The organism is Pseudomonas sp. NPDC089428, from assembly GCF_044749325.1.
Lineage (GTDB): Bacteria > Pseudomonadota > Gammaproteobacteria > Pseudomonadales > Pseudomonadaceae > Aquipseudomonas.
In genome coordinates this window covers 42,180-60,254 of the sequence record NZ_JBIVHT010000016.1, presented here as the reverse complement: position 1 = coordinate 60,254, position 18,075 = coordinate 42,180, and the positions used below count along the sequence as shown (strand labels likewise).

Annotated in this window: 15 protein-coding genes; 1 reads left to right on the top strand and 14 read right to left on the bottom strand. The window is 64.1% G+C overall.

Annotation, left to right across the window (positions count from 1 at the left end; all coding sequences use genetic code 11):
• Window positions 1-334 precede the first annotated feature (334 nt).
• The 6 genes from ACIPZ5_RS23000 to ACIPZ5_RS22975 form a co-directional block, all read right to left on the bottom strand.
• Window positions 335-1,753 carry an efflux transporter outer membrane subunit gene (locus ACIPZ5_RS23000; protein WP_400810810.1) on the bottom strand — a complete coding sequence of 473 codons (1,419 nt, stop codon included), beginning with the start codon at window positions 1,751-1,753 and terminating at the stop codon, window positions 335-337.
• A complete protein-coding gene (locus tag ACIPZ5_RS22995) occupies window positions 1,750-2,625 on the bottom strand; it encodes an HlyD family secretion protein (RefSeq protein WP_054883917.1) in 876 nt (291 codons plus the stop codon). Before ACIPZ5_RS22995 ends, ACIPZ5_RS23000 begins: the two co-directional genes overlap by 4 nt.
• Complete coding sequence (locus tag ACIPZ5_RS22990; RefSeq protein ID WP_016392395.1) at window positions 2,622-2,834, bottom strand: DUF1656 domain-containing protein; 213 nt, start codon at window positions 2,832-2,834, stop codon at window positions 2,622-2,624. The genes ACIPZ5_RS22995 and ACIPZ5_RS22990 overlap by 4 nt, the downstream gene beginning before the upstream one ends.
• Window positions 2,831-4,918 carry an FUSC family protein gene (locus ACIPZ5_RS22985; RefSeq protein WP_400810808.1) on the bottom strand — a complete coding sequence of 696 codons (2,088 nt, stop codon included), beginning with the start codon at window positions 4,916-4,918 and terminating at the stop codon, window positions 2,831-2,833. The genes ACIPZ5_RS22990 and ACIPZ5_RS22985 overlap by 4 nt, the downstream gene beginning before the upstream one ends.
• Complete coding sequence (locus tag ACIPZ5_RS22980) at window positions 4,915-5,367, bottom strand: MarR family winged helix-turn-helix transcriptional regulator (protein WP_060486199.1); 453 nt, start codon at window positions 5,365-5,367, stop codon at window positions 4,915-4,917. The genes ACIPZ5_RS22985 and ACIPZ5_RS22980 overlap by 4 nt, the downstream gene beginning before the upstream one ends.
• Window positions 5,368-5,584: 217 nt before the next feature.
• Window positions 5,585-6,379, bottom strand: a complete 795-nt coding sequence (locus ACIPZ5_RS22975) for a tetratricopeptide repeat protein (protein ID WP_343599103.1) — start codon at window positions 6,377-6,379, stop codon at window positions 5,585-5,587.
• 206 nt (window positions 6,380-6,585) lie between these two features.
• On the opposite strand from ACIPZ5_RS22975, the gene ACIPZ5_RS22970 reads away from it, so the two are divergent.
• Window positions 6,586-7,143, top strand: coding sequence for a WYL domain-containing protein (locus tag ACIPZ5_RS22970; RefSeq protein WP_400810805.1), 558 nt, complete (start codon window positions 6,586-6,588; stop codon window positions 7,141-7,143).
• A 625-nt stretch (window positions 7,144-7,768) separates the two neighbouring features.
• Here ACIPZ5_RS22970 and ACIPZ5_RS22965 read toward each other — a convergent pair.
• From ACIPZ5_RS22965 to bcsZ, 8 genes are all read right to left on the bottom strand, one after another.
• A complete protein-coding gene (locus ACIPZ5_RS22965) occupies window positions 7,769-8,743 on the bottom strand; it encodes a hypothetical protein (RefSeq protein WP_343599107.1) in 975 nt (324 codons plus the stop codon).
• Window positions 8,744-8,752: 9 nt separating this feature from the next.
• The gene (locus tag ACIPZ5_RS22960) at window positions 8,753-9,241 is read right to left on the bottom strand and encodes an Hcp family type VI secretion system effector (protein WP_400810803.1); all 489 of its coding nucleotides are present in this window, start codon (window positions 9,239-9,241) and stop codon (window positions 8,753-8,755) included.
• Between the two features lie 313 nt (window positions 9,242-9,554).
• Complete coding sequence (locus ACIPZ5_RS22955; protein ID WP_400810802.1) at window positions 9,555-10,418, bottom strand: ABC transporter permease; 864 nt, start codon at window positions 10,416-10,418, stop codon at window positions 9,555-9,557.
• Between the two features lie 14 nt (window positions 10,419-10,432).
• Window positions 10,433-11,296 carry an ABC transporter ATP-binding protein gene (locus tag ACIPZ5_RS22950; RefSeq protein WP_343599110.1) on the bottom strand — a complete coding sequence of 288 codons (864 nt, stop codon included), beginning with the start codon at window positions 11,294-11,296 and terminating at the stop codon, window positions 10,433-10,435.
• Window positions 11,297-11,302: 6 nt separating this feature from the next.
• Window positions 11,303-12,322, bottom strand: coding sequence for an ABC transporter substrate-binding protein (locus tag ACIPZ5_RS22945; protein ID WP_261942213.1), 1,020 nt, complete (start codon window positions 12,320-12,322; stop codon window positions 11,303-11,305).
• A 17-nt stretch (window positions 12,323-12,339) separates the two neighbouring features.
• Window positions 12,340-13,239: a TauD/TfdA family dioxygenase gene (locus tag ACIPZ5_RS22940; RefSeq protein ID WP_261942212.1), complete on the bottom strand. Its 900-nt coding sequence runs from the start codon at window positions 13,237-13,239 to the stop codon at window positions 12,340-12,342.
• A 213-nt stretch (window positions 13,240-13,452) separates the two neighbouring features.
• Window positions 13,453-16,974 carry a cellulose synthase complex outer membrane protein BcsC gene (bcsC, locus tag ACIPZ5_RS22935; protein ID WP_400810799.1) on the bottom strand — a complete coding sequence of 1,174 codons (3,522 nt, stop codon included), beginning with the start codon at window positions 16,972-16,974 and terminating at the stop codon, window positions 13,453-13,455.
• A complete protein-coding gene (bcsZ, locus tag ACIPZ5_RS22930; RefSeq protein ID WP_343599116.1) occupies window positions 16,962-18,074 on the bottom strand; it encodes a cellulose synthase complex periplasmic endoglucanase BcsZ in 1,113 nt (370 codons plus the stop codon). The genes bcsC and bcsZ overlap by 13 nt, the downstream gene beginning before the upstream one ends.
• Between the last annotated feature and the right edge of the window lies 1 nt (window position 18,075).

The following is an 18,075-nucleotide window of genomic DNA, read 5'->3' as shown; positions in this document are numbered from 1 at the left end:
TTTTCAGCGCCTGTGAGATCGAGCGCCGCCCGCGCGGCGCTTCGCGGGGCAAGCCCGCTCCCACAGTCTGTTTCGGGCCAGTCACTTCTGTGAGGTCTCCACTGCCCGCCTTGTTTGTCCCCTTCAGTATTTTGAGGTGGGCGCAACTGCTTTTTTATTGATCTTCAGTCATGCACCAAGGCAGGCGCCAGTACTTGCATAGGAGAAATTGGCCCGAAACAGACTGTGGGAGCGGGCTTGCCCCGCGAAGCGCCGCGCGGGCGGCGCTCGATCTCATAGGCGCCGAAAATGCAAAGGCAGGCACCTATCAGCCTTCCACCCCCCCCTTGCACCCTCACTGCTTCCCAGCCTCCTTCCACCCCCCACCCAACGCCAGGAACACACCAATCTGCCCCAACGCCACCTGGCTATTGGCCGCCGCCAGCTGCGAGCGCATATCGGTATAGGTCCGCGTCGCCTGCAAATCCGCCAGGAACGACTCACGCCCGGCCTGGTAATACCGGTGTGTCTGATCCGCCGCTTCCTTCGCCGACTTCTCCGCCTCGGCCAGCGCATCACGCCGGTCCAGCAGCGCGCTGTACTGCGCCAGGCGGGTCTGGGTCTCGCGGATGGCGTTCAACACCACCCCGTCGAAGTGCGCCAGGGCCGCCTGGGTCGAGGCTTCAGCCATGCGGATGCGGGCGCGGGTGCCGTTGGTCGGGATGCTCCAGCTGATCTGTGGGCCAAAGCCCCAGCGGTTGGTCGACGGATCACCGAGGTCTTCGAGGATACCGATGGTGCCGACCTGGGCACCGATGCTGATGTCCGGATACAGCGCACCGGTCGCCACACCGATTTCGGCGGTGGCGGCTGCCAACTGGCGTTCGGCCTGGCGCACGTCGGGGCGGCGTTTGAGCAGGGCCGCGCCGTCACCCACCGGGACCAGCTGGTTCAGCTGTGGCAACTCGGCGCAATCTGCGGTGCCGGCAGGCAACTTATCCACAGGCTTGGCCAGCAGCGCCGCCAAGGTGTACATGCCCGTTTCGCGTTCGGCCTTGAAGCGCGGCAGTTCGGCGCGCAACGACTTGAACTGGGTCTGCGAGCGGGTGACCTGGGTTTCGTCGCCACGGCCGGCGTCGCGCAGGCGCTGGTTGAGCTTCACGCTCTGCTCCTGCAGGTCCAGCGACTCGCGGGCGATGTGGTATTCCTCGTTGGCCGAACACACTTGGGTGTAGGCCTTGACCACGTCGGCCACCAGGGTGATACGCGCAGTGTCGGCGGCGGCCTGCACCGCGTCGGCGTTGGCCTTGGCGGCCTCGGTGCCGCGCTTGAAGGTGCCCCACAGGTCGAACTGGTACGAGGCGCTGATGATGGCCTCACCGATGTTGGCCACCGGCACCTTCTCAGGTAGCAGGAAGGCTTGGCCGGACTCCTGCAGGCGCTGGGCACCCGCCTTGATGCCGCCATTGAAGCCACCTTGCGACTCGGCCACTTCGACCTGGGCACGGGCCTTGGCGATGTTGGCCGCGGCCACGCGCAGTTCGGTATTGGCGCTCAGCGCCTGGCGCACCAGCTCGTTGAGGCGTTGATCCTGATACAGCTGCCACCAGTCCTCGGGTACCGGTGCCGACACCACGCTGTCGGCATCCTGGCGCAGCGGGCCGTTGAGGTCGCTGCGTTGCACCGCCGCATCCTTCGGCACTTGGTAATCGGGGCCGACCATCATGCAGGCCCCCAGGGACAGGCAGAACCCCGCCAGGATCAGCTGTTTCATGGGCGCTGGCCCTCGAGGATCGACACGGTGGCTGTTCGCCCGGCGATCATGCGGAAGTCTTCCGGCACTTCGTCGAAGGCGATGCGCACCGGAATGCGCTGGGCCAGGCGCACCCAGCTGAACGCCGGGTTGACGTTGGGCAGCAGGTTGGCGCCGCTGCTGCGGTCGCGGTCTTCGATACCGGCGGCGAAGCTCTGCACATGGCCGCGCAGGCGGGTGTTGTCGCCCATCACGCGGATGTCCACGGCGTCGCCGATGTGGATGCCACCGAGCTTGGTTTCCTCGAAGTAGCCATCAACGTGGTACGAAGCACTGTCGACCACCGACAGCACCGGGCGGCCGGCACTGACGAATTCGTGGTCGCGCGGGGCGCGGTCGTTGAGGTAGCCGTCCACCGGACTGCGCACCACCGAGCGGTCAAGGTTGAGCTGGGCTGTGTCGACCGCCACCTGGGCTTCACTGACCGCCGAGCGGGCACGGGCCTCACGGGACTGGCTCTCTTCCAGCTGTTCGGCCGCCACCAGATTGCCGAGCTTGCGGTTACGCTGGGCTTCGCGGGACGCCTGGGCCAGGGTTTCCTGGCGCTCGCCGAGGGTCGCCTTGGCCTGGCGCAGGGCCAGGGTGAAGCGGTCCTGGTCGATGGTGAACAGCACGTCACCGCGCTTGACGGTCTGGTTGTCACGCACCTCGACCTTCTGGATCAGCCCGGACACGTCCGGGGCGATCTGGATCACGTCGGCGCGGATATGGCCGTCGCGGGTCCAGGGGGCGAACATGTAGTACACCACCATCTGCCACACGAGCACGGCGGCGAAGGTCACTACCAGCAAGGTCAGGACCACACGGCCCAGGGTCAGCAAAGGTTTTTTCATGGCAGCATCAGGCTTCGGCAAAAATGGTCCACCGCGCCAAGCAGCACGGCATACAGGGCAACGTTGAACAGCGCCCGGTGCCAGACCAGGCGGTAGAAATGCAGGCGCACCAGCACCGCGTGCACCCCCAGGAACAGCAGGTAGGTGCCAAACATCATCACCAGCAGCGTGGGCAGGAACACCCCACTGATATCCAGTTCACCGATCACAGGGGCGCTCCGTCGAGCCCGGGGGGCAGTTGCGGTTGTTCGGCAGGCTCGAGCATCACCTCGACACCCGGCAGCAGTGCCAGGCGCAGGCCGCTCAGGGCATGCAGCAGGTGGGTACGGGCATCGCCGCGTTCGTACAGTTCATCCAGGTTCAGCGCCAGGCGCGCACGTTCCATGTTGCGCAGCAACGCGGCTGGCGCGTGCAGGCGCTCACCGGCGCGCAGGCAGGCGGCATAGTGCGCGCCGACTTCCTCGATCACCGTGCTAAGGCGCTCGCGGGCCTGCTGGCCGGCGCGCGGCAGGTACGCCAGCAGGTCGAGCAGGTTAAGCCCCACGCGCAGGTCACGCAGGGCCACGCCGCTGTCCTGGCCGGTCTGCGACAGACGCGGCAGGTGCTGCATCAGGCGGTCGAGCATCTGCACGCCGACCTGACGATGCTCGGCCAGGGTGGCCGGCTCGGTCATTTCGACGATGTCGCGCCAGGCGAAGCGGGTCATGCGCTTGGCCGCCAGTTCCACGCCGAACGGGCGCATCACCAGGGTCCAGATGAAGGCGAACAGCAGGCCCGCCGGGCCAGCCAGGTTGGAGTTGAGGAAGGTCAGGAAGTCGGCGTCGTAGGCTCCCTGGATACTGATGAACGTCGAGGTGTTGACGATGGTCAGCAAGGTACCGAGGTAGAAGCGTGGCTGCACGGTCAGGGTGCCGACGCAGATGAACGGGACGGCGAAGGCCAGCACCAGCATCGGGAAGTCGTGCAGGTTGGGCAATACCAGGAACAGGTACAGGCTGGAGAAGATCACCGACATCAAGGTCCAGAAGAAGAACCGGTAGATCTGTGGCGCCGGGTCGTCCATGGCGGCAAAGAAGCTGCACGACACGGCGGCGAGGATCACTGCGCTGGCGCCGTCGTTCCAGCCCAGGCCGATCCACAGGCCGCAGGCGACGACAATCGCCAGCACCGTGGAAACCACCGAGTAGAGCATCAGGCCACGGTCGAAGAACGCCGTCAGCCGGCCCAGGCGCCAGTGGCGGTAAACCGCGCGCCAGGGCTTGGGATCGTCGCTGCGCAGGGCGTGCTGCAGGGAGCAGCAGTCCTGCCACAGGTCGGCCCACTCGGTCAGGCGGTAGAGGGCGTTGGACAGCAGCAGCTCGGCACGCTGGTCGAGGGCGGCGGCGCCGGGCTGCAGGCGCTCGATCTGCTCGTGCAGGGCCGTCCAGCGGGCGATGGAGGCGCTGTCGGCGGTGCCTTTGAGCCACTCTCGGGCGGCATTTAGCACCGGCTGGAGCTGCGCGTAATGGGCCGGGGCGCGGCCTTCGAGGGCGATCAGCGCATCGTCGAGGGCGTCGATCACCGGCAGCAGGTGAATCATCCGCCCGCGCAGCTCGCGGGCGTTCTTCAGGGTATGCGGGCCGGCACCTTCATGGCCGAGCTGACCGATCATCAGCTCCAAGGAGTTGAAAGTGGTGACCATCGCCCCGCGCATGCCGCCGACCTTGTCGGCGCTGGCTTCGCGGGCGAGGTAGGTGTCGCTGTAGCGGATCGCTTCGGCGAACCAGTTGCCGGTGGCCCCCACCACCACCGGAGCCAGCCGGCGCGGCCAGAAGATCGCACCGACCACCGCCGCGCAGACGATCCCCAGGCAGATTTCCTGGGCCCGTGAAGACGCCACGTCGAACACCGCCAGCGGGTTGTCGACCACCGCCAGGGCAATCATCGGCAAGGTGTAGCCCGCCAGCATCAGTACGTAGTTGTTGGCCGTGCGCAGGTTCAGCGAAAGGAACAGCAAGGTGCCGGTCCACAGGGCGATAGCGATGCTCAAAAGCAACGGTGACTGCACCAGCGGCGGCACGAAGAAGATTGCCCCGGCAGCACCGAGCAGCGTACCCACGGCGCGATACAGCGCCTTGGAGCTGGTAGGGCCGACGAACGGGCTGGAGACGATGTACACCGTGGCCATCGCCCAGTACGGTCGCGGCAATTGCAACAGCAGGGCGATGTACAGGGCGATCATCGACGCGGCAAAGGTGCGCACGCCGTAGAACCAGTCGCGGGCCGGCGGTACCGAGCTAAAGAAACCGTTCATGCCACCCCGCCCGCAGTACCCAGGCCAGCGGCCTCGAAGGCACGCAACACGCGCAGCGCGGCCTGCAGGTCGGCCTCGTCGATGCCCTGCAGTACGTCATGGCGCACGCGCACCAGTTCGGCTTCGATGGCTTCGGCCAGGCGACGGCCTTCGGCGGTCAGGCTCAGGGCCTTGGCGCGGCGGTCCAGCGGGTCTTCGCTGCGGCAGACCAGGCCAGCCTTGCACAGCTGGTCGAGCAGGCGTACCAGCGACGGGCTTTCCAGGCCTGCAGCCTGGGCCACAGCCACCTGGTGCACGCCATCGCCCAGGCGCACGATCATCAGCAACGGTGCGGCGCAGGCCTCGGAGATACCGTAGCCGATCAGGGCGTTGTGGCAGATGCGCCGCCAGTGGCGAGCGGCAACCACCATGCCGCTGCTGACTTGCAGGCGCAGGGAGTCAATGGACATTGGGGAACCAAGGATATTCATAGTTTGCTAACTATCAATATACGCCTGTGCCTCCCCCTGTCGTCAACTGCGGGCGACGGGGGGCCAAGATGAATTTTTTGCTCGCTTGCAACGGCCTCTTCGCGGGCAAGCCTGCTCCCACAGGGATCTCCCAAAGCTTGAATGCCGTGTAATCTCTGTGGCTGCGGGGTTGCCCGCAAAGAATGCAGCACAATGCTCAGGGCTGAATCTGGTCTTCCAGCTTCATGGTCAGGGCCAAGGTGCTGCCCATCTGAACTGCCCGGTCACGCCAGCCCTGGTAACGCGCGTCATCCCGGCTGCTGAAATGCACCGCCAACTCCTCGGCCGCCTGCATCACGCCAGTTGCCGCCGCCAGCTCCAGCCAATACAGCGCGGCCTTGATGTCCGCGTTCACGTACAGGCCATGCAACAAGCGGTAGCCCACTTCAAACCGGCAACGCGCCTCGCCCCGCTCGGCGCCGCGCAAGAACCATTGGTAGGCCTGACCGGGGTCGACCTGCCAGCCCAGCGCAGCATCGCAGACTTCTTCTTCGTACAGGTCGCCCAGCGCGGCAGCGGCATGCAGCAGGCCGCGCTCGAAGGCCTGGCGATAACATTCCTCGGCCTGCACATAGGAGGTTTCCACACCCTTGCCGAAGTAGTGCTGCTGCCCCAGGTTGAACCACGCCGCCGCATTGCCCTGCAGCGCCGCCATGCGCAGCAGGTGCCCGGCCAGCGCGGTGTCGGCGCGCCAGTATTTGCCATTGAGCCAGATCCAGCCCAGGTCGTTGAGCGCGGCCACATTGCCCGCCAGTGCCTGTTGCCGCAGGTCGGCGTACACCGCCTGCAGGTCGTGGGCCTCTTCCAGGCGGTTGACCAGCAGCGCGCGCTGGCTGGGCAGCCCGACCCCGGCAAACAGCCGCTGCCGCCTGCCGGCGTGTGTCGGAGGGCAAATGACCTGCTCAGGCAGAAGACGGGCGAGCAGCGAATGGATATTGCTGACAGCAGACATGTTCATCCTCATTGAACGACCCACAGGCCCGACCGCGGCTGTGATGAGGCGTGATTCTGCGCGACGTCACGACAAAACCTGTCGCGAACGATTCGAGGTCAGGCAACCAATTGCGCATTCCTGGATCTGAACGGGTTATGGCTAATTGCCATGACCTGTTCCAGCCGCCATGCTGTTGCGGCAAGCCTAGACAAGGACGTTACCTTTTGCCGTTCGCTACCACCCGCGCCACCCTCAGCCGTCAATGGGCGCTGCTGCGCCAGTTACCCAGCCGCTCCCCAGGCATTACCAGCGCCGAACTGGTGTGGCGCCTGCGCGATGTGGGCTTCAGTGTCAGCAAACGCACGGTGGAGCGCGACCTCAACGAGCTGTCGCTGATCTTTCCGCTGGACCGCAATGACAAGAGCATTCCGTTTGGCTGGCACTGGTCGGCGAACGTTGCTGGCGAGTTGCGGGGGAATTTCGATTTGCAGGAGTATTTACGTGGTGATTCGCTGCAGCCGGCGCTGGGTGAAGGGATCGAGATGCAGGCCTGGGTCAGCGACCCATTGGCCCGGCAGTTGCGCGAGGCGCCGTTGAGCGTGGACATGCAGCTGACTGCGCTGGACCAGGGGCATCGGCTGCGGGCCACGGTGGAAGATGGCGGGCCATTGCGCTGGTGGTTGCTGAGCCATGGGGAAGGGGTGGTGGTCGAAGAGCCACAGGCACTGCGTGAAGAGATCGCCAGGACCTTGCGCAATGCGGCAGCACAGTACATGAATTAGTCGCCTGTGCTGGCCTCTTCGCGGGTAAACCCGCTCCCACAGGATTTTAATAGACCTGAAGTCTGTGCTGATCCTGTGGGAGCGGGCTTGCCCGCGAAGCCGGCACAGGAAAAATACCGGCTATCTGGATATTCGTCACTTTGCAGCCTCACATAAGACCTGACCCATTATCTCTCCAAACATAGACCTTAGCGCCCTACCTACCGCCACTAAGGTAATCATTAAAAATTTACCAAGATCACGACTACCAGAGCAATTCAAACAATATAAAGCCAGACCCTAAATGCCAGCATCGCTAAGACTTCAAAGGTCAGCGCTAACCATAGCCCAACCAACACACACCTCATTGATCTCGGAAATTTCTTTATCTCCTCGCCGTTCGCTAGCCCGCGTCGCACATAAGGGCCTGGCAGTGTCAAAAGACAGGCAATGCTACATATACGCAGAACCTTTCCCGGCATACCTGCATGGAAAAATGCCTCCTTGACGCCCTGCACATACTTAGACCCTTCAAGAAAGGACTCAATTCTATCTATATACACACAAGCAACATACACCAGTACAAATAGAGTTATTATCCCAAAGCCAAAACCCAACAAGACAACAAGACCAGGCTCAAACATGTTCATTCTGAAACTTTGCGATATAGAAAATCACCTGCAATCTCACCCCCTGCCCCTCCTATCTCGCCGCCGATTGCTCCCCCAACCGCCCCACCCACTACACCGCAAACCAAAGAGCCAGGGCCTGTTGTAATTCCAAGCACAAAAGCGCATGCCCCGGTGGCGATTGCCCCGCCGTACGCTCCCCCGATACTACCTCCGGCTAAACCTAGTGCCAGGGAGCCACCCTCTACATACTTAGCTCTAGCACATTCCTCCTCTCTCCCTAGAGTGCAAGCTTTATTAATTTCCAGCCCAGTAGCGGCTACATCCAATGCAACCCCAATGTAAGCACCTTTTTTGATCAGACTCGCAGCCCTCGCCACTCCCGTCACCTTCTTTGCATACCCCGTAATTTCACCGTTACTAAGATAGCGCTTAGTGGAAAGCTGCAGCATCCGCTTGATCGATCCCTGGTTTCGTAGGCCAGAGCCGTACGCGGCAGTCTTCCCCAACTGTTCATCCAACGTGCTGAACAGCGCCGCCCGCTTGGCATAGAACGCTTCCCGCGCCCTGAACGCACCACCACTCATGTGCTCGCGGTGCAATTGCTCAATCTCTTCCAGCGTCTTCTTGATTGCATCCAAATGCCTGGCCCAGCCATCGCTCGCGGCCCCTGCCCCCATCGACGCATGGGACAGCAGGCTCTGCAGCATCTCGAAGTTATCCAGCATGAACCCATCGACACCGCCGCCGTTGAAGACGATGTCGCGATGGATACCTGCCGCCTTGCCCATGAGAAAGGCTTCATGGCTGGTACAGGAGGGCGTGCTGGGATCACCCACAATCACCAGTTCGCCGGCCAGGACAACCGTGTTGACGATATGCGCATTGAGCACATCGAACTTGGCCTGCTGATTGGCGTTCATCGGTGTGCCGTTCTTCAGGGTCGCGTAGTTCTGTGCCTTGGAATTTATAAAGCTGCGTGCCTCGGACATGGTCGTTCCTCACGCAAATTTCTTGTTGGCAATGCGGTCCCAGCCACCGGTGACACTGCCGCCAGCACCGCCATCGACGCGCTGCTGCCGGGTGTAGGTGGTCTTGATACGGCCGTAGTTGAGTTGGACGATTTCAGTCGGCACGCCGGCGTGCACGCCTTGTATGAAATCGGCAATGATCACTTCTTCGAGCACCACTTCGTAGTACTTCAGCTTGTCGCCACCGGCGCGGCAGACGACCAGCCTGACTTCTTTCAGGTGCTGCCCTGTGCAACTGGCTTCAAGCAATTTGCAGCTGGCATTGTCCAGGTATTTGGTGAAGGTCAGGTTGCTCAGGGTGGTACGCCCGGAGGTGGCGCCCCCTGCGGAACTTGCGGTAACAGAGGTGCTTTGGCTGGTGCCGAACGTGTAGCCGAGGATCTCGATCCAATGCTTGTATTGCTCGTCTTGTGATTCGCCAGCAATTTCCGCGATTTGAATGAAAGCGTCGAAAGCCATGATTACTGTTCCTTGTAAACGAATGAGCGGAACAGGCTAGGCGCGAGGAAAGAGGGCCGCAATAGTTCTAAGGAGATCGAGACTAAACTCAGAATTTTCCTACAACTTTTCAGACAAATTAGCTTGTGAATGTATGAAAGTTTTTCAGAGCAAGGGCCATGACCCACAGCACATGAATTGGTCGCCCATGCCGGCCTCTTCGCGGGCTTGCCCGCTCCCACAAGGATCGCGCAGGCCCTGAATGCTGCGCAGTACCTGTGGGAGTGGGCGTGCCGAGGCGTCGAACCGCCGCGAAGAGGCCGGCACTGGAAAACTACCTCTGCATCCCCCACCGCCGAACGGTCAACCGCTCCAGGGTGTTGAACACCAGCCCTTCGACCAGCAAGCCGATAAGTATCACCACCGCCAACCCGGCAAACACCTTGTCGGTGTACAGCTCGTTGCGGTTCTGGAAGATGTACCAGCCCAGCCCGCCCTTGCCGCTGCTGGCGCCGAACACCAGCTCGGCGGCGATCAGCGTGCGCCAGGCGAACGCCCAGCCGATCTTCAGCCCCGAGAGGATCGACGGCAACGCCGCCGGCACCAGGATATGCAGGACCAGGCGCAGCCCTTTCAGGCCGTAATTGCGCCCGGCCATGCGCAAGGTTTCCGACACCCCAAGAAAGCCCGCATAGGTATTCAGCGCCAGCGCCCACAGCACCGAATGCACCAGCACGAAGATCAGGCTGTTGTCGCCCAGCCCGAACCACAGCAACGCCAGCGGCAGCAGGGCTATCGCCGGCAGCGGGTTGAACATCGAGGTCAGGGTGCCCAGCAGATCCCGCCCCAGTTGGGTCGACACCGCCAGGCTGGTCAGGCCAAAGGCCAGCACGATCCCCAGCAGGTAGCCCTTGAGCAGGATCACCAGCGACACGCCGACCTTGGCCGGCAGCTCGCCGCTGAGCAGCCCGTCCCACAGTGCGGCGGCGGTCTGCAGGAAGGTCGGCAGCAGCAAGTCGTTGCCTTGGTAGCGGGCGATCGCTTCCCACAAGGCGGCGATCACCACCAGGATCACCACCTTGCGCAGCCAGCCGTGCTGCCACAGGCGCTGGGCCAACGGCAGGTTGCGTTCCACAGGCACACTGAGCAAAGGCTCCAGCTGCACCTCGTATTCCTGGCGTACAGGTGTAGGGGTCATGGCTCAAGCTCCTGTCAGTAGGCGATGCGGATGTCGTTGAAGCCCAGGTCATCAGCTTGTTCGGGGGCTTCAGCCTCGTCGAACAGCAAGCGATGGATGCGCCGAGCACTGGCCTGGAAGTCCGCAGCGCCGAGGCTGCCGAGGTCGTACTGGTGGCTGTGCACCTCGGCCCGTACCCGGCCCGGATGGGGCGACAGCAGCAGGATGCGGTTGCCGACCACCAGCGCCTCTTCGATGGAGTGGGTGACGAACAGCAAGGTGAAACGCACTTCCTCCCACAGCAGCAGCAGTTCTTCCTGCATCTTGCGCCGGGTCAGCGCATCGAGTGCGGCGAACGGCTCGTCCATCAGCAGGATCTTCGGTTGGGTGGCGAGCGCCCGGGCGATCGCCACCCGTGCCTTCATCCCGCCCGACAGCATGTGCGGGTAGACATCGGCAAAGGCGGCCAGGCCGACCTTGTCCAGGTAATGCAAGGCCCGCTCCTCGGCTTCGGCACGCTTGAGCTGGCCAGACACCAGCAGCGGGAACATGACGTTCTCTTTCACCGTCTTCCACGGCGGCAGTTGGTCGAACTCCTGGAACACCACGATGCGGTCCGGGCCGGGGCCGTTGACCGGCTGGCCCTGCAGCAGGATCTGCCCTTCCCGAGGGGTGATGAAACCGGCCACGGCCTTGAGCAAGGTGGACTTGCCGCAGCCCGACGGGCCAAGCAGGACGAAACGGTCAGCACGGTCGACTTCGAAGCTGACCTGGTGGGTGGCCCGCACCACGCGCTGCGCAGTGCGGTATTCGAGGCTGAGGTTGTCTACCTGCAGCAACGGCGGTGTAGCGACACGGCTCAGGTTGCTGGCCGTGTGGCCTGGCAATGGGGCGGTCATGGTCGGTCAGCTCCCCTGCAGCGGGCGTTCATCCTGGAAGAAGTAGTCCTTCCACGACTCCGGCTTGTGCTTGATGGCGCCTACCCGATACAGGAACTCGGCCAGCTTGTAGGTGTTCTTCGGCGTGACAGTGAACTCGTACTGCGGGTTGTCGATCAGCTTGATCAGCGCGTCGCGGTCGATCTTGGCCTTGGTCACGCGGATATAGGTATCCGCTGCAGCGGCCTTGTCTTTCTGGGCGAAGTCCGCCGCCTCGGCCAGGGCGTCGACGAAGGCCTTGTAGGTCTTGGGGTTGTCGTTGCGGAATTTCTCGGTGGCGAACAGCAGGGTCGGCGAGTTGGGGCCGAGCAGGTCATAACTGTTGAGCACAACGTGCACGTCCTTGTTGGCCAGCGCCTGGTCCTGGAACGGCGGGTTGGAGAAGTGCCCGTTCAGTTCGGTGCCACCGGCCAGCAGCGCGGCGGTGGCATCCGGGTGCGGCACGGCCAGGGTGTACTTGTCGAGGCGGTTGTATTCCTTGTCGCCCCACTGCTGGGCGGCGGCGTACTGAAGGAAGCGCGATTGCACCGACACACCCACCGCAGGCACTGCGATGCGGTCCTTGTCGGAAATGTCGGCGATGGTCTTCACCTTCGGGTTGCTGCTGACCAGGTAGTACGGGAAGTTGCCCAACGAGGCCACGGCCTTCACGTTCTGCCGGCCTTTGGTGCGGTCCCACACGGTCAGCAGCGGCCCAACCCCGGCCCCGGCGATGTCCACGGAGCCGGACAGCAGCGCGTCGTTGATCGCCGAGCCGCCGGACAGCTGGGCCCAGTCCACTTCGATGTCGATGCCCTGCTCCTTGCCGTGCTTCTCGATCAGGTGCTGGTCACGCACCACGTTGAGCAGCAGGTAGACGATGCCGAACTGCTCGGCGATGCGGATCTTGCCTTCGGCTTGTGCCACGGCGGGGGCCGCCAGGCTGCCGACAACCAGGCTGGCGCCCAGGCCGATGCTTGCCGCCAGGCGGCTGATGGATTTGCGCATGATGAATTCCTCAGTCGTCAGAACGGGGCATCGCCCTGGATGGTGGTGCGGAACAGTTTGCGGCGCAGGTGCGCGGGGCAACCGGTGGCCAGGTGGATCAGCGACCGGTTGTCCCAGAACACCAGGTCGTGGGGCTGCCACTGATGGCGATAGATGTTCTGCTCGAGCACGCTCAACGCGTACAGCTGCTGCAGCACATCGCGGCTTTCATCGTCCGGCAGGCCGACGATGCGGGTGGTGAAGCCTTCGCTGACGAACAGCGCCTTGCGGCCGTTTTCCGGGTGGGTGCGCACCACCGGGTGGATGACTTCCTTGACCTGCGCCAGTTGCTCGGCAGTCAGGGTCGGGCGCCAGTTGCCCTCGAACTTGGTTTCGGCGTAGCGGGCGGTGTAGGAGTGCGCGGCACTGCGGCCCTCGACCACCTTGCGCAGGGCCTCGGGCACGGCGTCCCAGGCTTTGTGCATGTCGGCGAACAGGGTGTCGCCACCCTCGCTGGGCAGCTCCTGGGCATGCAGCATGGAACCGAGGCTTGGCAGCTCCTTGTACGACAGGTCCGAGTGCCAGAACTTGCCGGCATCACCCAGGCCGATGTTCTGGCCGTTCTCGATGATGTTGGAGACGATCAGGATTTCCGGGTGGCCTGCGAGCAGGAACTGCTTGAGCACATGGATCTGCAATTCGCCGAAGCGGCGGCTGAAGGCGATCTGTTGTTCCGGGCTGATGCGCTGGTCACGGAACACCAGCACATGGTGGTCGAGGTGGGCGCGATGAATACGGGTGAAATCCTCGGCGGTGACCGGTTTGGCCAGGTCCAGGCCGATGAGTTCGGCACCGACGGCACCGGCGAACGGACGGATTTCGAAGGTTTGCGGCTGGGCGCTGTCGATGGACGACAAGGCGTTCGAGGCGGCTGGCATGTTTCACTCCCACGCAGTGCGCGACTTCAATGGCGCGCAACGATCAGAAACGCACGGGGATTACCCGTGTGGGTTCAAGTCGTGCGGCGCATCGATTGGTCGACGGGTACGCAGTGGAAGTGACTATAAAGGCATAAGAAAAATAATTTAAATACCGTTAGCGCATAACCATATGAAACGGCTCACGCACTGAAAAGGGGCGCCAGGCGCCCCTCAACGCCACTCGCTGTAAGGCTCCAGGGAAGTGACCGGCAAGGCCAAGTTGCCACGCCACGGCTCGAACAGGTAACGCACATAGAACACGGCATGGCTCGGCGCATAGTCATCGCTGTGCTGCCAGTCGAAACCCCCACCGAGCGCCCAGTGATCGCTCAAGCGCCGCTCGAAGGCACCGTGCAGGCGGTAGCCCAGGCCGGTGCTGCTGCTGGCATCGGTGGTCGCGTCGATGTTCGACTCGATGATGTCGTAGCGCGCCAGCAACTTGCTGTTCAGGTGATCGTTCGGGTAAAGCCGGCTGCTGTCGCTCTTGGCGTGGGACCAGCTGACCGAGCCTTCAAGCAGGAACGACCAGTCATAGTTGCGCCAGGCATAGCTGACCGGCACGCCGATCGACTCGTAGCGTTGCGGGCTGTAGTAACCGCCCTGGCCGAGGCTGTAGCCGCCCAGGTCCTTGTCATAGCGCCAGTCCATCACGGTCAGACCCACGCGCATGCGCTCGTCAGCCTTCTCCACGGCGCGATAGTAGTACCCCGCCATGGCGCGGGTGCGCTGGTTGTCGGCAACGTTCTCGCCGTACAGCCAATGGTGACCAAGGCTGGCCCAGACGCCGTGATCCCCGCCCTGGTCCCAGCTCAGGCCCAGGGTCGCGCCGTTGGCCGTGACCCCGCCCCAGCGTACGTTGGTGGCCGGGTCGCGCGCGCCGGCGAACGACAGCAGCGAGTTGCTCATTGGCCGGCGCGAGGCCGCCAACGACCAACCCACCTGCCCCAGGTCGCCATTGACGATGGCGCCGCCCAGCCAGTTGTTGACCTCGTAGCCCTGGGTCGTGCCCAGGTCGAAGCCCCAGCGGCTGTTCTGCCACCCCATGGCCAGCACCCCGCCATTGGCTGTTTGCGAGCCCGCCTGACAGGTCGGCAGCGGCGCTCCGCTGCGGGTGACGCCGACAAACTGGCAGGTACCGAAGTCAGCGGTGTTGTTGCCATTTTCGTCGAGGTCGAACGAGCCGGCATCCATACCGATGCGCTCAACCCGCGCAAACGCCCTGCCGTCCTCCCACGGGGTATCGACATGCAGCAAGGTCGACTGGGTGCTCAAGCGGGAGATACCGGGCGTGCCATCGTTCTTGCGCCAACCGTAGTCATGCATGAGGGTCACATTGGTATTGCGCTGCTGGTACAGCTCATCGACGTCGCTGCGCAGGCTGCGTGCCAGCCAGTCATCGGTGTCCTTCGCCCGGCTGGCGAAGGTCATTGCACGGTCGTCGCGCGGCGACGCCTGCGAGCGGCTGATCATCTGCGCATCGGCCATCGCCGCGGCATACAAATCCAGCGCCCGCTGTGGGTCGTTGGCCGCCACCAGGCGGGCGGCGTCGCGGCGCAACAACGGGTCGGGCAGCGCCTGCCTGGCGGCAACATGCTCCAGCAGCCGGGCCGCCTTTTCCTTCTCGCCCAGTGCCACCAGCACTTCAGCATAACGGCGCTGGGCATCGCCCTGCTCGTCGGTCAGTTGCAGCGGTTGTGCATCCAGTGCCTGGCGCACACGGGGCAGGTCGCCTTCGGCAATCCAGCTCTCCATCACGCCCAGGCGGGCCTCCGGGCGCTGCGGCTGAACCTGTAGCACGCGCTCGTAATACCCCCGCGCCTTGCGCTGATCGCCCCGCTCGGCCGCCCAGTCCGCCATCAGCAGCAGGTCGTCCGGGTCACCCTCGCCATGGGCCAGGCCGGCTTCCAGCACAGCGCTGGCTTCGTCGGTGCGGCCCTGGTCTTGCAGGCGCTGGGCCTGGGCCAGGGTCATGCGCCGGCGCACGCGCTTGTCGAGGGTGTGCATGTCGTCGGTCCAAGCACCTTGCGGCACGGCGTGCAGGGTGTCCTGGGCCTGTGCATCACGGTCTGTGGACTCCAGGTACAGGCCATGGGCGTAACGCGTGGCGGGGTCGGCGGGTTGGCGCTGCAACACGCCGGTGAACGCAGCGTCTGCCTCGGCGTTGCGGCCCTGTTGGCGCAGGCTGTTGGCCAGCTGGTAGGCCAACCAGGGTTCATCGGGCGCCAACTCGGCAGCCTGCCCCAGCACCCGGCTGGCGGTCGCCCAGTCCTGCCGTTGCACGGCTGCATCAGCCTGCTCGCGCAGGCGGCCAAGTTGCAGGCTGCGGCGCAGGCTGGCGAACTGGGCCTGTTGGGCCGCAGGCAGGCTGCTCAGATACGCTTCAGCCTTTTCTATCGACTGAGCTTGATAGATCCGCATCAGGCCACGCACCGCACTTTCGTTGCCCGGCACCTTGCGCTGCACCTGCAGGTATTGCCGCTCGGCACTGGCCAGGTCGCCTTCGGCAAACGACACATCGGCCAGCCCCAGCATCGCGAACTCGTCGTCAGGGCGTTGCTGGCGCGCCTGCTGGTAGAGCGAGCGGGCAGTGCGCAAGTCCTGCTTCTCCAGCGCGCTGTCGGCCCGCTGCAGCATTCCCCAGTACTGGCTGGAGGCTTCGAGGTCTTTCCACTTACTCATCAGGCGAGTGTTCTGCTCGATGGTGACGGCCTGATGGAACGCCAGGTTGGCTTCCGCATAGCGGCGCTGACGCATCAGCGCGACACCGAGCGCACCGTGCAGGCTGGCATCGTCGGCATAGCGGCGCAGGGCCAGGCGCAGTTGTGCTTCGGCCTGGACGTTGCGGTCCTGATCGAGCAGCGCCTTGCCACGTTGCCCTGCTTGCCAGGCCGGGTCGGCCACCAGGGTGCGCTGCTGCTTGAGATTGTCGCTGGCCAGCGGCAACAGCGGCGTCGCCGGATAGCGCTGGACGAATGCCTGCCAGGCAGCGACGCTACTGGCACTCACCGGTTGCTCGGACAGGTAGTCGAACTCGCGCTGCGCGGCGGCATCGCGCGCCGTCGGGTCGCGCGACAACTGCTCGAGGATGGCCAGGGCCTCGCTGTCCCGGTCTTCGCTGAACAGCCAGGCGGCCAGGGTCTGGCGCAGGCCGGCGTTGCCTGGGTATTGGCGATCGAGCTGCTGCAACTGGCGGATCGCTTCTGGCCGCTGACCGTCCAGGTTGCCGCGCACACGCCAGTAGTCCAGGGCCAGGTCCAGGCTGGGCGGCTCGCCGCCGAACAGCTGGTCATAGGCAAACAGGGCCTCGTCGTAGCGCCCGGTCACTGCCATGAGCCGTGCTTGCTGCAGGCGCTGCGCCTGCTCCGGCTGCTGAAGCGCCAGCAGGCGTCGGGCTTGCCGATCCTGAAGGCTGCCCGGTGCCACTTCAGCGATGCTTGCACGCAATCGCTCGGCTTCTTCAGGCTTCTGCTCACGCAGCGCCAGGCTCAACGCAGCAAGCATGGCATCTGGGTTGCGCGGCTCCAGCAGCCGCAAGCGGGCCAGGGCGTCGTGGATCAGGTCGTCGCGGTGCAGGGCTTCGCCGATACGCACCTGCTCCAGCAGCCATTGGCGCTGTTCATCGCGGTCCTTTGGTTGCGCGGCCACTGCACAGGACAACGCGGTCAGCGTCAGCACGCCGATCATTCGGAACATGGAGCACTCCAGGCTGGCAGCAGACGCCCTTGGTTGTCGAAGCGATAGCGGGCTTGGTCCCAACCTTGGCCAAACAAGGCAAGGACCTGGTTGTAATAGGCCTGAGGCTCGGCCGGCTGCTCGCGCAACCTTTTGCGTTGGGCTTCAAGTGCAGCGCGGTTGTCTGCGGCGCTGGTCAGCAACGGCAGCAGCGCTGCAGAAAAGCCCACCGGCCCTTGGCCGCTCAGTTTGCCCGTGCGGGCATCGACGCTCTCCGGCGGCAGGCCGCCCTCGGTGGTGGCGGCGACCATTGGTGCAAAGTGACGCAGCAGCTCATCGCGCTGCGGCGCGCCGTCAGCCAGCATGCCCAGCCACAGGTAAACGCGGATGGCGTCATAGTCCCCGGCACTGCCGTGCTCAGGGTCGGGCTCGATGCCTGCTGCCGGCGTCCACAGCAGCCAGTCCGGGGCAAAGCCTTTGGGCGATGCCTGCAACCAGACGCGGCGGACATTGCCGGCCATCTCGCCCCACAGCGGGTCCACCAGGGCAAAGCGGTCAAACAGTTGCGGCGGCAGGTAGCTGGGGTTCAGGCGCCAGCCGCGGTGGTCGTCGAAGCCATAGTCCGCCGGCAGCAGCATCACACCCAGGCCAGGCAACTTGCGCACGGTCTGCGCAGCAATGCGCCAGAGCATCTGGGTACCCAACCGGGTGTACGTCGGCTCATGCCACAGCCGCCCCGCTTCGAGCAGGCTGTAGGCGATCCACAAGTCGGCATCGCTGGCATTGTTGCTGTCCAGCACCTGCCATTGCTGCTGCTTGCCGCGGCCCCAGAGCCAGGCAGGCAAATGGCGGGAAAGGTCGCCCTCGGCCAGGTTGTTGCCGGTCCAGCGCAGCAGGCTGTCGAACGCCTGGCGGTCGTTGCCCACCAGAGCGAAGAACAACGCATAGCTCTGCCCTTCGGAGGTGGTGACCAGGCGCTCGTCACTGCGGTCGAGCACCCGGCCATCGGCACTCACCAGGTCGGTCTTGAAACGCTCCCAGGCCGGCCAAGGGCAAGCCGTCGCCGCACTGGCGACAGTGGGCATGCACAACACCAGCAGCAAGGCCAACAGCTGACGCATG

What these genes read in the sequence shown, in the direction of transcription:
- ACIPZ5_RS23000 (WP_400810810.1), bottom strand. Translation starts at nt 1,753, where the DNA reads ATGAAACAGCTGATCCTGGCGGGGTTCTGCCTGTCCCTGGGGGCCTGC.
- ACIPZ5_RS22995 (WP_054883917.1), bottom strand. Translation starts at nt 2,625, where the DNA reads ATGAAAAAACCTTTGCTGACCCTGGGCCGTGTGGTCCTGACCTTGCTG.
- ACIPZ5_RS22985 (WP_400810808.1), bottom strand. Translation starts at nt 4,918, where the DNA reads ATGAACGGTTTCTTTAGCTCGGTACCGCCGGCCCGCGACTGGTTCTAC.
- ACIPZ5_RS22980 (WP_060486199.1), bottom strand. Translation starts at nt 5,367, where the DNA reads ATGTCCATTGACTCCCTGCGCCTGCAAGTCAGCAGCGGCATGGTGGTT.
- ACIPZ5_RS22975 (WP_343599103.1), bottom strand. Translation starts at nt 6,379, where the DNA reads ATGTCTGCTGTCAGCAATATCCATTCGCTGCTCGCCCGTCTTCTGCCT.
- ACIPZ5_RS22965 (WP_343599107.1), bottom strand. Translation starts at nt 8,743, where the DNA reads ATGTCCGAGGCACGCAGCTTTATAAATTCCAAGGCACAGAACTACGCG.
- ACIPZ5_RS22960 (WP_400810803.1), bottom strand. Translation starts at nt 9,241, where the DNA reads ATGGCTTTCGACGCTTTCATTCAAATCGCGGAAATTGCTGGCGAATCA.
- ACIPZ5_RS22955 (WP_400810802.1), bottom strand. Translation starts at nt 10,418, where the DNA reads ATGACCCCTACACCTGTACGCCAGGAATACGAGGTGCAGCTGGAGCCT.
- ACIPZ5_RS22950 (WP_343599110.1), bottom strand. Translation starts at nt 11,296, where the DNA reads ATGACCGCCCCATTGCCAGGCCACACGGCCAGCAACCTGAGCCGTGTC.
- ACIPZ5_RS22945 (WP_261942213.1), bottom strand. Translation starts at nt 12,322, where the DNA reads ATGCGCAAATCCATCAGCCGCCTGGCGGCAAGCATCGGCCTGGGCGCC.
- ACIPZ5_RS22940 (WP_261942212.1), bottom strand. Translation starts at nt 13,239, where the DNA reads ATGCCAGCCGCCTCGAACGCCTTGTCGTCCATCGACAGCGCCCAGCCG.
- bcsC (WP_400810799.1), bottom strand. Translation starts at nt 16,974, where the DNA reads ATGTTCCGAATGATCGGCGTGCTGACGCTGACCGCGTTGTCCTGTGCA.
- bcsZ (WP_343599116.1), bottom strand. Translation starts at nt 18,074, where the DNA reads ATGCGTCAGCTGTTGGCCTTGCTGCTGGTGTTGTGCATGCCCACTGTC.